Genomic DNA, 13,549 nt, shown 5'->3' with positions numbered 1-13,549 from the left:
ACCGCCACCATCACCTGGGCAGCGCAGCCGAGGCGAAAAAGCTACCAATCCCGCCATGGACACGGCGAAGGCCTCCACCGGTCCCGTACCGTGGCCGGTTCCATCGGCGGGGAGCCAGGCACCCCATAGGAACATCACGGCCAGACCACTCAAGCAAGCCGCATCGAGCAGCGAGGCGCGTTCGAGATCGCACGAGGGCCGGGACCCGGCTCGTGGCCGAGGTCAGCCGTCAGTTGATCCGTTCGAGGTGAGGGTCCAGGTGGCGGTGTCGGTATGTGTCGCGCCTTGGATGGAGGCCGTCACCGTGACGGTGTTGACGCCTGGGCGCAGCTGTATCCCGGTCCATTTGAAGATGTGGTCCGCGCTGCTTCGCTTGCCGAGTGAGGTGCCGTTGAGCGTGGCGGTCACCTCCGCGGCGTTCGAGTAGACCTTCAGTTCCGTCGACGCTGCGGTCCGAACGGTCCAGCGGCGGCTGGTGATGTAAAGGGTCGGTGTGGCAGCCCAGTTGGCCTTGTACCAGTAGAAGGCGTCCTTGCGGGTCGACCGGTCGCGGGTGATCAGCCCCTTGTCGTTGATCCCCGGTTGGCCGCCCTCGTTGCGCCCGTCGGAAGCGAAGTCGAACATGTTCCAGACGAAGGACCCCCAGACGAATGGCCGTGCGGCGAGCTGCTTCCAGGACGCTTCGTGCAGCAGCGCCTGGTACTCCTCGGGGTGGAACGAGCCGCCGGGGGTGGGCGCCGACGGGTTGAGCGCATGCTGGGTGGTGTTCGCGCCCGCCCCGTACTCCGAGACGGCGAAGGTACGTTGCGGCTCGGCGCTGTGCAGGCTGTCGGCCCAGCCTCCCAGGTCGTTGTAGGAGCCGCCGTACCAGCCGAAGTACTTGTTGTAGGCGGTGGTGTCTGCGTGTCCGGCGACCTGGGCGTCGTTGCCGAGGTTGTTCGCGTAGGTGCTGATGCGCTCCGGGTCCTCGATCGCGACAAGCGCGGCGAGTTCGTCCAGCAGCGCGTTCGTGGCGGTGTTGTCGGTGCGCTGCTCGTTGCCGATCCCCCAGAAGACGATCGAGGGGTGGTTGTAATTCTGGCGGATCAACTCGCGCAACTGGTTCTTCGTGCTCTGCGTGAACGCCGCCGAGTTCGTGATCGCGTCCACCAACGGGATCTCGGCCCACACCACCAAACCTGCGGCGTCCGCGAGGTTGTAGTCCTTCTGGTCGTGCTGGTAGTGCGCCAAGCGCACCGCAGTGGCGCCGAGTTCCTTGATGAGAGCGAAGTCCTGCGTGTGGTCCGCGTCGCTCACGGCCCAGCCGACGCCGGCGCGATCCTGGTGGAGGTTGACGCCGTGCAGGCTCAGGTGACGCCCGTTGAGCGTGAAGCCGGAGGATGCGTCGAGGCTGAAACTGCGCAGGCCGAGTGGCTCGGTCACCACGTCCGTGACCGTGCCTGTGGTCGCGTCGCGCACCTCGACATGGGTGCTGTACTGGTACGGGTCCGCCAAGCCGTTCCATAGGCGGGGGTTGGCGATGGTGATCGTCTGCAGGACGTCCAGGCCGGAGTTGGCCCCGATGGGCTGCGGCGCGCTGCTCCGGTCGGCCACGATCGTGCCGGTGGTGTCGGTGACGATGGCGCGCACCACCAGCGAGCGGCTGGTGCTGTTGTTGTTGAAGACGCTCGCCTTTACGTCGACGGTGGCGGAGGCGGCGGTCACGCTGCGCTGGCGCAGGTAGACGCCCGGGCCCGCGTAGTCGAGCATCCGCATCGCGAGCTTGTCGACCGCGTACAGGCTGACGTTGCGGTAGATGCCTCCCTGGAAGGTGTAGTCGGCGCTGAGGGGCGCGACGTCGGGGTTGTTCGCGTTGGTCACCCTCACCGCCAGGATGCTCTCGCGACCCGGCGTGATCTGGGCGGTGGCACCGAACCGGAAACGCGAATAGCCGCCCTCGTGCCGGCCGAGGAGGGTGCCGTCGATCCAGACGTCAGCGACCTGGTTGACCCCCGCGAACTGGAGGAAGAGCATCTTCCCCGACAGGTCCGTCGGGACAGTGACGCGTCTGCGGTACCAGCCGACCCCCCGGTAGTAGTTGCCGCCCCCGTCCGCGCCGTCCTGGCCGTTCCAGGTGTGTGGAACGCTGAGGGGGGTCCATGCCGTGTCGTCGAAGGCAGGCGCCTGCGCACCTGCTACGTCACCCTGATGGAAGCGCCACCCGGAGTTGAGGCTCAGCCAGGTACGAAGGGCAGGCGGGGTGTACGTCTGTGCGGCCACCGGTGCGGCGGCGGCCGTGCCACCGGCGGCGAAGGTGGCCAACGCGCCCCCCGCCATGGTGCCGAGCACCTGACGACGGCTGGGGAATTCGTTCATGGGGTGCCTTCCCGAGAGTGGGGGCCGAGGCTCGTACAGCACGTGCCTCCGCCTCGTGCACGGTGGTCCGAACCTCTCTTACGAGGTCATATACGTGAACTTTGAGCTACAGCGTGATCCAGCCTGTGAGGAAGCTAGAGGAAGGCGATCTGCTGAACAACCCAACAGTGGCTATAAATCAGCCGAGTAACCGGAGAAGAGAATGCAATTAGGCCACGTCCACGTATATGAACATCAAGACTCTGGCCATCGAGCCCCCGATGGAGCGCGACGGCGTGCCCGCGCCCGCTGAGACTGGATCGACGGGCAGGCGCGGAGGCGGGACGACGTCATCCGATGAGCGTCTCGCTGTCTCTCGTGAACATTGCGAGGCCCAGTGATCACCAACTGACGCCCAAAACGGCGGACAGGCGTTGCTACTGAAGGGGCTTCGGTCCAATTCTTGTGGCGCGGTTACCGCTTGTGACCGATCGGTCCCAGGGTCTCCGCGATCCGTTGGACTTCGCTGCGCCACTGAGCGGCGTCGGCACTGTCCACCCAGCCGGTCAGCAGTTGCGATCCATCGTGGAGTACACACTGCAGAGCGAGCACTGCTGACGAGCGGAGAGCCAACGGAAGCTCCGGCAGAGGTTCTCTGGGTCCGTCATCAGGGTCGATCACAATCCCACTGCCCGGGATTGTGCTGGCAACGAGAGCCGCAGCGGCAACTGCTTCGGTGCCGTCGCCGCCGTCCACGCGTGCTCCGGAATCCGTGACTCGCTGGAATACTCGCTCAAGCACTTCGATGACCTTCTGCGAAGGCAGCCCGTCGAGTTCATCGATGAAGTCGGCAGCGAGATCGCTGTCGAAGGGGCCTGTTCCCCACGTTCCATGCACGGCTCCTGGTATTGCTCCCGCGGACGAAGCCAGCATTTCAGCAGACACTGACAACCCCACAGATGGCCACCAAGCCGCCAGCAGTCCGGCGCGTTCGGCAGGCCGGCCGCCTCGCTGGGCGACGCGACCGTGGTCGCGCCGTAGCCGGGCTCGTCGCCGAACTGCCGCGGTGCCGTGTCCGGGAGTCTTCCCCGGCGCTCGGCCTGTGGCTGTTGGGCTGGCTTGCCCGTCGTAGTAGCCGGTGGGTGCTGTGGAGGCTGTCCGTGGCTGGCCCTGCCTTGTCGGCCTGTGTTCGCGTGCCGCGGATTTTGTTGTGTACGGAGTCTTGTGGCGGAGGGCATCTCTCCTTACTTTCCAGTAAGTAACTCTGAACGCATCGGTGTTCAGTTTCGGGCGGCTCTTCCGCCCTGCCCCCACGCCTTCAGCCACTCAGAGGAGAGAGCAGCATGCCTGCCTTCAGATCCAGGCACCTTTGCTCCGTAGCCGCCGCCCTCGTTTTGACCGTAGCCGCCCCCGCGACCGCGGCCACCGCCGCTTCCACCGACGCCGACGCTTCGACCGCGGCCGCCGCAGCCCTGCGCGAGGTCCTGTTCGTCGGCAACAACTGGGAGGGCACCGCCGACGTCGTCAAGTCCGGCGGTGATTTCGCCAAAGTCGGACGGATCAACGTGATTCCCGACAAGGCCGCCAGGATGGCGGAGATCAACGCCGACCCGATCAAGTGGATCTACTTCATGGCCATCCGCAGCGGGGTGGGCGAGGGCCACGACCAGTTCGTGGACGACATGTACACCACGCCGGACGGCGCGTCGGTGGTCGTGTCGCGGCCGAGTTTCGCCGATGTCGTCTCCATCGACCTGGCCACCGGGAACATCAACTGGCGTTTCCCGGTGTCCGGTTACCGTTCGGACCACATGGCCGTCTCACCCGACGGGAAGCGGGTCGCGGTCTCGGCGTCGATCTCGAACACCGTGCATGTCCTGGACATCGTCACCGGTAAGCAGCTCGGGTCGTTCAAGACCGGCGACAAGCCGCACGAGAACATCTTCACCAAGGACGGCAAGTACATCTACAACATGGCGATCGGCGACGTGAACACCTCGCAGGACGCCCCGTGGCAGGACTTCACCAAGGGCGACCGGCACATCACCGTCGTCGACGCGACCACCTACAAGCAGGTCAAGATCATCGACATGCGGCAGCGGCTGGACGCCATCGGACTCACGGACTACTCGGACGCCGTGCGCCCGGCGGTGTTCTCGCCGGACGAGTCCAAGCTGTACTTCCAGGTGTCGTTCTTCAACGGCTTCTTCGAGTACGACCTCGCCTCGGACCGGATCACCCGGACGAAGACCCTCCCGAAGAACCCGGCGACCAGCGACGACCGCACCACGTTCGTCAACGACTCGCGCCACCACGGCCTCTCGATGAGCCCCGACGGGGCCAAGCTGTGCGTGGCCGGCACGATGGACGACTACGCGACGGTGGTCGACCGGGCCACCCTCCAGGAGGGCCCCCTGGTCAGCGCCTCCAAGCCGTACTGGGCCACGGTCAGCGGTGACGGCAAGGACTGCGTCATCTCTGAGAGCGGCGCCGACCAGATCACCGCGATCGACTTCGCCACCGGACAGAAGGTCCTGTCGGTGCCGGTGGGCGATCATCCGCAGCGGATCCGGCTCGGCCATGTGGCGGCGAACTGGACCGGCACCGGCAGCTGACGGCCGCCCGGCGCGGCAGGGCGCGGCGGGGGCGGGCGACGGCGACCGTCGTCCGTTCCCGCGTCGTCTCGGGCGCGCTCATTCCGCCCTCTGCGGGAGGCGGAAGACCTCGACAGTCTCGCGCAGGCGCTGCGGTGCACCGACCTCATCGTTTGATTGTGCCCTGCTCGAAATCGAGGTGAGGCGTTGAACCGGCCTGCCGCTAGCCGCAGTTGCAGGCGGATGCATGCCTGGCCTCATAACCGAGTAGTTCGGGTCGTCGGCCTGCTCGCCCGGCGATTCCGAGGCCCAGGCCGGTACTCGGTGAAGGAGAAGGCTGCGGTGATGCAGCCGACGTGGTCGCCGGCCTCGGCGCCGCTCGGCTGTCGTCGCTGAAGCGGTGGCCGAAGTGGCTGCCAGCACTCGCGGAACATCACCGGCAGGGTCCGGAATTGCGGACAGAATCTGGGAAATCACCGGGGCTGTTCGTCGGCCCGCTTCGTCTGGAGTTCGACCGGGTGGAGAGGTTCGACGGCCAAGGCCGACTTACCCGACCGCCCGGGCATCAGCGCCATCCCATCTCGTCGTCTCCGCTCGTCGCTCGATGAGCCTGCCGGTCTTTCCGGCCGATCTCTCATCGGGATCCATGGCTTTGCGTGAGTCGTCGGGGGCCATTGCGAAGCTGACCGCTCTCGCATGGCCGGATCCACGCCTCTCAATGCGTCGTGTGACGCCTTGACCCCACAGCGTCATCAGGGTTGCATGCTGGTGAGCCTCCAGTGGGGAACTGGGGGAAGAGACTGTGTCTTATTACGGGGGGAAGATGAGGGGAAGCATGAGGGTGGGCACCGCCAGAGGTGTGCGGGCGGTCTTGACCGTGGTGGTCGTGTTGTGCGGGGTCACGGTGGTGCCGCACGGAGCGGCCTCGGCCGGGATCATGGGCACCGCGGGCGACGCCGGTGTCGGTGTCGAGAGGATCAGTGTCGCGGACGACGGCACCCAGGCCGACGGCAACTCCGTCGGCGCCTCGATCACGACCGACGGCCGCCGTATCGTCTTCGCGTCGTCGGCGACGAACCTGATACCCGGTGAGACGACGGCAGGCGACAGGGTGTTCCTCCGCGACCTGGGGACGGGGCAGACCAAGCGGATGGGGTACCAGAGCCCACTCCAGCCCCCGGTGATCAGCGGGGACGGGGAATATCTCGCCTATCCGCACGTGTGGTTCAACAACAATCGGATCCGTGAGGTTCAGGTGAGGACGGCATCCGAGATCTCCGTGAACTGCTGGTACAGCTGCAACCAGCCGTCGCTGAGCGCGGACGGGCGCTACATCGCTCTCGTCGAACGCCGTTACCAGCCACAGTCGTCCAGCCAGAGCATCGAGGTTCTGGATTTCGCCGACTACAACACCAAGCAGGTCATCGCCAGCTTCGACCACACCCTCCCGTCGTTGCCGTCCATCAGCGGCGACGCCCGTTATGTCGCCTACCAGGACGGCAAGACGCAGGACGTCTTCGTGTGGGACCGGACCGACGGCACCACCTCCGGCCCGGTCGAGGGCCCGTCCAAGGCGGCGACCCTCGTCCAGCTCAGCGAGGACGGCAGCAAGGTCGTCTACCTCTCGGGCTCCGACACCTACGTCCACGACGTGAGCTCGGGCACCGACCAACCGGTGCCGAACGCGCGAGGCGTGGCCATTGATCCCACCGGCCGCTATCTCCTGTACGCCCCGAACGACACGACCGGACCGTCGCTCGCGCTGCGCGATCTGGAGATGGGCACCGACGAGACCGTCTCGAACCAGCCTGCCTCGGCCGGGACCGACGCGGTCAGCGCCGGTGGGCGCGAAGTGGTCTTCCAGTCCACGGCCGACGACATCGTGCCCGGCGACACCAACGGCAAGTCGGACGTCTTCGTCCGCCGCTTGTCCTGATCGCCCCTGCTGGCGCGCTCTGCGCGTGCCGCACCCGCGCGGAAGCGGTGGGGGACTCGCAACGGAGCAAGCTTTCAAGGACAGTCCCGACTCCCGCGACCGTGCGGGAGTCGGGGTAGGGGTATTTCTCGAACTGTTCCAGTTCCTCCGCCGAGGTCAGCCGGCAAATCGGTATCGACGACGGCACCGTCGGCCGCCCCTTGCGCTTTGCCAAGGAGGATCTGTGCGTCAGCCTCGGCCTGCCCGAGGCGCCCAAGTGCAACGGCGCAGGAGCATAACCGCCCCCATTGACACCCACGTTGCTGACGCCCGCCGCACCCTCACAGTGACGGCAGTAGACCTCGTGCGGGCTCCTGGGAAAGGAAGCGGAGGCCCATTGGCTTCCGAGGTCCTGCCAGAGCCTGGTGCGCGAACCCCCGCATGGTGTGTCATGGCCCGGTCATGTCGTCGATCGAAGTGCGAGAGGACAAGTACGTTGCGCAATCGAAGAGTTGTGTGCGGCGCCGCGCTGGCCGCCCTGGTCGTCCCGCTGGCTGGCGTCGGCGAGGCGGTCGCCGAGCCAACGGGGACGGTGTACGTACAAAGCTTCGTCACCGGCCTCAACGCCGCCGACAGCGGCGGCACGGTCGTCGCGCACAACCCCAAGGGCAACGAAGACCATCAGCAATGGACCCCCGCCGCCGTCGCCGGCGGCTACGAACTGCGCAACACCGACCAGAGCGGCACCTGCCTCAGTCGCAATGGTTCCGCTGCGGTCACCGCCGACTGCGGAACGACTGCGGCCCTCTGGACAATCGCCGACGCCGGATCCCACACGTACACCATCAGCGCCCCGGGCACCACGACGTACCTGACCGCTGTCTCCGGCTCCACCGCGGTACAGATGGGCGCGGCCGGCGACCTCGCACGCTGGTACCTCACTCCGGCACCACCGGCCACGACAGCGATCCCCTCCGCCGACACCCGCTCCCTGGACCAGGTCACCTTCCTGACCGCCCACAACGCCTTCGCCAACGGTGTCGACGGCAACTTCGCCTCGTTCCCGGTCAACCTCTTCCCCAACCAGGACCGCGGCATCAGCGGCCAACTTTCCGACGGCGTACGCGGATTCATGCTCGATGCCTACACCGTCGACGGGACCGCCGTGCTCTGCCACAACAGCTGCTCCGGCGTGAGCGGGCCCGTCCCGCTCGCCACCGACATCCAGCGCATCGTCACCTTCCTCAAGGCCAACCCGGGACAGTTCGCCACCGTCTTCCTGGAGGACTACACCTCCTCCAGCGTCCTCAAGTCCTCCCTGGCCACCGTCAGCGGACTCTCCGACGTGCTGTACCGGCCCGACCAGGAGGGGGTAGCCACCACGGGCTGGCCCACCATGGCCGACCTCGCCGCGCGCGGCAAACAGCTGTTGATCTTCAGCGACCGCACCCGGGCGGGCGACATCTCCAACGGGTACAGCACCCGGGACACCTTCGGCGTGATGTACCAGCGCGAATGGACCGTGGAGAACTACTGGTCGATGGGCGCCGGGATCGGGAACTCGGACTGGTCCTGCTACAGCCGGTGGGGCGCCGACCGGCCGCTGACTGTCGACTCGAAGGCGTTCCACCCGTTGTTCGTGATGAACCACTTCCGGGACGTCCCGATCGACGCGACCATCAGCTCCGACAACGGCAAGCTGCAGAACCGGGCACAGAACTACTGCGCACCGGCCGCCCGCAAGAAGGCGAACTACCTCGCGGTCGACAAGTACGAGAAGGGCTCGCCCACGCCGTTGACCACGGTGGGGGTGCTGAACACCTACGTACTGGCCGCTGACCAGTAGTCGATGGGCGTGGCACGAAGCGGCGGCCTGTGCTCCATCAACTCACGGCGACAGAGGGCCGATTGACCGGAAAGACCAGCGGCCCGCCACCCGCTACGACGTGGCCAGTACCGTGAAATGACCCCGGAGTGTCACCGAGCGAAACGGAATCGGACCGTAGGGAGCAAGCTCTGATCTGCTCTGATGCGCGGGTGGGGATGGTAAGGGGGTGTGCTGTTGTCGGGCAGGATGGCCGGTTGAGTGTGATCGACATTCGGCGGCCTGGCCTGGGCGATGTCTGGGGCTGTTGTTGCGGTGTGAAGCCGGAGGGCTGGACAGGCGCGGCGGGGCTTCGTTTCGTCAGAGTGCGCGTCAGGGCTCGACGCCGGGTGGGAGTCCGTGGATCCCGGGTGCGGTGACGGAGTCGTCGTGGATCAGTGGCGGGCAGACGCTCCACTGGGCGGCGATACGCATCACGTCCCCTTCCGTGGGCATGGCCTCGTGCCAGGCGTCCCATTCGGCGTCTGTCCAGTCGTGCTGGGTCTCCTCGCAGCCGACCAGCCCGACGTTGAGCTCCCTTTCGACGGCGGTGGGTTCTCCCCGGCGCAGGGGAACGTCACCGCTCATGCCGATGTAGCAGTAGGCGCGGGTCAGTTCACCGGATTCGACCTTGGCCCAGGCGTGGTACTCGCTGACACGGTCGGTGGCGAAGTACTGGAGGTCCCCTACACGCGCGGCCAGCGCCTGCAGCCATTGGGGAAATTCCGGGCGCGAGGGGTCTGTCTGTGGGGGCGTCAGATGGATCCTGCCGTGGGCAAGCGTCCACTGCGGGACGGGTCTGGCGACGAAGACACCGTGCCGGTAGGCGAGTTCGGTGCCCATCTCCCAGTCCATGTGCTGGCGGTGGTGCAGGCCGAGGGCATCGGCGACCTCATCCGGCCCGGCGTCGCGCACCGCGAGCCATGACGTCTTGAAGCCGAAGGACATGAACCCTCCCACCGTTGTCTTCCTGGACCGTGCGGGATCATCGCAGACGGCACTGACATTGATGCTGTTACTCAGGTTCCGGTGGTCGTGGCCCAGGCACTGACTGACGCCCTGCTGGGCTGTCTTCCCTCTGTTCTGTCCGGCCGCCGGAACCTGATCTCCGTCTCTCGTGTGGCGGGGACCGTGCAGCGAACGCGGCTCTCTAACGCATTGCCCTGGTCAGCATGTGCAGTGACTCCCGCAGCAGCGAGCACGTCGCACGGCAGACCGCCGTCGGCCGGACGAACAAGGAGGTCATCCGGCTGTTGCAATGAGCCATCGCCCGGGAGATGTTCCGCTGCCTGACCACCACGGTCAGGGTCCCCGGCATCGCCGACACGATCTACGGCGCGGTCCGTTGGCCAACACCGCCTTCACCGACGACGAGCATATCGAACGCACCCTGCGTCGGGGCCCGCGTCATAGCCAACTCCGGTCCGACCTCATCGACGGCTGCCTCGCCGGCACCGGACTCACCCTCACTCACCGCCCGACGACAACCCGACGAGCTCAGTGACGCACTCGTGCTGCATCGCAGAGGGCGTGATCCTGTCGACTTCGATGTTGCGGACAGTCACGTACCTCCCCGTGGTCGGGCGCCCTGGTCGCGGCTGGCGACTCCACTTTTTCCGGAACGTTGCACTGTGAGTGATTCAATAACTGTGCTTGCGAGGTGAGAGTTTGCCAGACCATGCAGCGAGAGTTTTTGTGGCCCTGGGCGGAGCGGAATTAGTTAGTCGGCGCGGGCCGTGGCAGCGTGCTAGTGTTGATCTCAGTTGCAGTTTTGGTTCCCGAAACTTCAAGTGCTCCCGCTCGGCCTCGGTCGGGGAGAGCGCTTTTGTATTTCCGGTCGTTTTCCGGGCGGGGTCATTGCGGCGACACGGTGTCCGCACAGTGTGGATTCCGATGTACTGCCCCGAAGGAGATATGACATGGCTGCTGGTACCGTGAAGTGGTTCAACGCGGAAAAGGGCTTCGGTTTCATCGAGCAGGACGGTGGCGGCGCTGACGTGTTCGCCCACTACTCGAACATTGCCGCCCAGGGTTTCCGTGAGCTGCTCGAAGGCCAGAAGGTGACCTTCGACATCGCGCAGGGCCAGAAGGGCCCGACGGCCGAGAACATCGTTCCGGCCTGACGCTGACGAGCGCTTTGTAGCTGGGGCCCGCATCCCTCGGGGTGCGGGCCCCAGCTACACGCGTTTCCCCGCAGCGGTTTCACCTGCGGGACGCCTCGGAGAAATCCCCAGCCCCACCACGTGCGGCCCATCCTTGAGAGATGCACACGCAACTCGAAGAGCCGCACCGCAGTCGACGCCCCGATTGTGCGTTTCTGCCACGCCACCTATTTCAGCATCTGTGCCTACGTGGATTTCCGTCGGCCAGATCTGCTTTCTTTTGCCTTTTGCTTTATTGTCATCGGTCCATACCTGTAGTTCTCCGTGCTGCCCAGTGCCGCGGGAATTCCTTGATATGTGCCACATCGAGGAAGGTTCCGCATGAACCGCACACGTACGAACGACCGCTCCGCCCGCACCCGTAATGGCAGCGCCGACGCAGGAAAGGGCGGCAGCCGCTACGGCTCGTCGTCACCTCGCCGTTCCGGTGGGCCTGTCCGTTCCGGCGGGTACGGCCGCCGACCCGCGGCGGTGCAGGGGGAGTTCGCGCTCCCTGAGACGATCACCCCCGCGCTGCCCGCCGCCCAGGACTTCGCCGATCTCGACATGCCCGCGCAACTGCTGGCCGAACTCGGCAGGCAGGGTGTGAGCGCACCGTTCCCGATCCAGGGTGCGACGTTGCCGAACACCCTTGCGGGCCGTGACGTCCTGGGCCGCGGGCGCACCGGTTCCGGCAAGACCCTCGCCTTCGGCCTCGCCCTGCTCGCCCGCACGGCCGGACAGCGTGCCGAGCCCCACCAGCCGCTGGGACTGATCCTTGTACCGACACGCGAGCTGGCGCAGCAGGTGACCGACGCGCTCACCCCGTACGCCCGCTCCGTCAGGCTGCGGCTGGCCACCGTGGTGGGCGGGATGTCGATCGGCAAGCAGGCCGGCGCGCTGCGAGGCGGTGCCGAGGTCGTCGTCGCGACCCCGGGACGGCTCAAGGACCTCATCGACCGCGGTGACTGCCGTCTGAACCAGGTGGGCATCACGGTGCTGGACGAGGCCGACCAGATGGCCGACATGGGCTTCATGCCGCAGGTCACCGCACTGCTGGACCAGGTACGGCCGGAGGGGCAGCGGATGCTGTTCTCCGCCACCTTGGACCGTAACGTCGACCGGCTGGTGCGCCGCTACCTCACCGACCCCGTCGTGCATTCGGTCGACCCGTCGGCCGGTGCGGTCACGACGATGGAGCACCACGTCCTGCACGTCCACGGCGCTGACAAGCACGCCGCGACGACCGAGATCGCCGCCCGCGAGGGCCGGGTGATCATGTTTCTGGACACCAAGCACGCCGTCGACCGGCTGACTCGGGATCTCCTCAAGAGCGGGGTCCGGGCCGCCGCGCTGCACGGTGGCAAGTCGCAGCCGCAGCGCACCCGCACACTCGCCCAGTTCAAGACGGGGCACGTCAGCGTGCTGGTGGCGACCAATGTGGCGGCGCGCGGCATCCACGTCGACAACCTCGACCTCGTCGTCAACGTCGACCCGCCGACCGACCACAAGGACTACCTCCACCGCGGCGGCCGTACCGCCCGCGCCGGCGAGTCCGGCAGCGTCGTCACCCTCGTGACCCCCAGCCAGCGACGCGGCATGGTCCGCCTCATGTCGGACGCCGGCATCCGGCCGCAGATCACCGAGGTCCGCTCCGGCGAGGCTGAACTGAACCGCATCACCGGTGCCCAAGCTCCGTCCGGCATCCCGGTCGTCATCACCGCACCGGTGGCCGAACGCCCCAAGCGCAGCGCCTCCTCCCGGGGCCGACGCCGCCCCTCGTCGGGTGCGCGGCGCGGGCCCGTACGCCAGTCCGTCGTCGGCGCGGCGGCCTAGAACCCTCGTGATCAGGAAGCTGACCCATCTCTGCAGGAGGAATCTTTTGACGCTGGTTCAGACGCAGCCCCGCCCGGCGAACCCCGGCCCTGTGCACAGGACACCGTATGAGATCGTGGAGGTGTCCGGACCGCAGGTCTGGGACGACATGAGCGTCGAGGTGGCGCTGTCTGTCATGGCCGCCGCCCGCACGGGCCGGTTGGTCGTCTGCGACCAGGACGGTCAGTGCACCGGCCTGGTCACCCGGGCCGAACTCACCGCCGTGCGCGACAACTCCGCCTACACGGACCGCGTCCGCCTGCGCGACATCCTCGGCGACCACCGGTCATTCACTTCAGCCGTGATGACGATGGCCGAAGCCGAGCACGCGATGCGCTCACGTCGGCTCGGTGCCCTGCCGGGGGACGACAACCAAGGCGGCGGTCTGGGCGTCCTCGCCCTCTCGCGCTGATCCGCCTCCCCCTGGTCGGACCGTTCTCCTCTTCTCCCTGTGAGGCCCCATGCGCTGCGTCATCGCCCGTTTCCCCTTCGAGCTCACCAAGAGCGGTGTGCTGGAATCGATGAAGGGCATCAAGCCCGAGCAGGTCATGGCTGAGTCCGTGATCATCGGCCGTCGGCATTACCCCGTCAAGCAGGTCGGCCAGGTCATCACCCGCCAGGACCGCCGCGACTTCAGCGCCGACGAAGTCGTCCGGGCGATGACCAAGCTCGGTTTCACCTGCCGCGCCCTCCCCGAGACCGTACCTGCAGGCATCCTCGGCCCGCTCCGGCAGGCATCTGCGGTGCTCGGCACTCCTACGCCTGTCTGACCGACGCGACAGGCACACGCCGACACCTGACCAGCAGTGGGCCCGGCCGACGCAAG

Annotated in this window: 10 protein-coding genes; 7 read left to right on the top strand and 3 right to left on the bottom strand. The window is 66.8% G+C overall.

From position 1 onward, the window contains the following. Positions 1 to 222 precede the first annotated feature (222 nt). Positions 223 to 2,355 carry a glycoside hydrolase family 2 TIM barrel-domain containing protein gene (locus ACIQI8_RS42735; protein ID WP_402363830.1) on the bottom strand — a complete coding sequence of 711 codons (2,133 nt, stop codon included), beginning with the start codon at positions 2,353 to 2,355 and terminating at the stop codon, positions 223 to 225. Between the two features lie 453 nt (positions 2,356 to 2,808). Further along, on the bottom strand, positions 2,809 to 3,231 hold the full coding sequence (locus tag ACIQI8_RS42730) for a DUF4259 domain-containing protein (protein ID WP_402363827.1): 423 nt from the start codon (positions 3,229 to 3,231) through the stop codon (positions 2,809 to 2,811). Between the two features lie 446 nt (positions 3,232 to 3,677). Here ACIQI8_RS42730 and ACIQI8_RS42725 point away from each other — a divergent pair, with 446 nt between their 5' ends. From ACIQI8_RS42725 to ACIQI8_RS42715, 3 genes are all read left to right on the top strand, one after another. Then, positions 3,678 to 4,949: a YncE family protein gene (locus ACIQI8_RS42725; RefSeq protein ID WP_402363824.1), complete on the top strand. Its 1,272-nt coding sequence runs from the start codon at positions 3,678 to 3,680 to the stop codon at positions 4,947 to 4,949. Between the two features lie 814 nt (positions 4,950 to 5,763). Beyond that, positions 5,764 to 6,864 (top strand): TolB family protein, encoded by a 1,101-nt coding sequence (locus ACIQI8_RS42720; RefSeq protein WP_402363821.1) that lies wholly within the window; start codon positions 5,764 to 5,766, stop codon positions 6,862 to 6,864. Positions 6,865 to 7,339: 475 nt separating this feature from the next. Continuing rightward, positions 7,340 to 8,689, top strand: coding sequence for an RICIN domain-containing protein (locus ACIQI8_RS42715; protein WP_402363818.1), 1,350 nt, complete (start codon positions 7,340 to 7,342; stop codon positions 8,687 to 8,689). 351 nt (positions 8,690 to 9,040) lie between these two features. Here ACIQI8_RS42715 and ACIQI8_RS42710 read toward each other — a convergent pair whose 3' ends face one another. Further along, entirely contained in the window at positions 9,041 to 9,655 is a 615-nt protein-coding gene (locus ACIQI8_RS42710) for a hypothetical protein (protein ID WP_402363815.1), read from the bottom strand. Positions 9,656 to 10,626: 971 nt separating this feature from the next. Here ACIQI8_RS42710 and ACIQI8_RS42705 point away from each other — a divergent pair. The 4 genes from ACIQI8_RS42705 (at position 10,627) to ACIQI8_RS42690 (ending at position 13,493) form a co-directional block, all read left to right on the top strand. After that, a complete protein-coding gene (locus ACIQI8_RS42705) occupies positions 10,627 to 10,830 on the top strand; it encodes a cold-shock protein (protein ID WP_023586116.1) in 204 nt (67 codons plus the stop codon). Positions 10,831 to 11,190: 360 nt separating this feature from the next. After that, positions 11,191 to 12,684 (top strand): DEAD/DEAH box helicase, encoded by a 1,494-nt coding sequence (locus ACIQI8_RS42700; protein ID WP_402363811.1) that lies wholly within the window; start codon positions 11,191 to 11,193, stop codon positions 12,682 to 12,684. Positions 12,685 to 12,730: 46 nt separating this feature from the next. Then, on the top strand, positions 12,731 to 13,135 hold the full coding sequence (locus ACIQI8_RS42695) for a CBS domain-containing protein (RefSeq protein WP_402363808.1): 405 nt from the start codon (positions 12,731 to 12,733) through the stop codon (positions 13,133 to 13,135). 49 nt (positions 13,136 to 13,184) lie between these two features. Further along, positions 13,185 to 13,493 carry an SCO5918 family protein gene (locus ACIQI8_RS42690; protein ID WP_402363806.1) on the top strand — a complete coding sequence of 103 codons (309 nt, stop codon included), beginning with the start codon at positions 13,185 to 13,187 and terminating at the stop codon, positions 13,491 to 13,493. Positions 13,494 to 13,549 lie beyond the last annotated feature (56 nt).

Source organism: Streptomyces sp. NPDC092369 (assembly GCF_044755245.1).
Taxonomy (GTDB): domain Bacteria; phylum Actinomycetota; class Actinomycetes; order Streptomycetales; family Streptomycetaceae; genus Streptomyces.
Note: the sequence above shows the minus strand (reverse complement) of the source record. Positions and strands in the feature narration are given on the sequence as shown.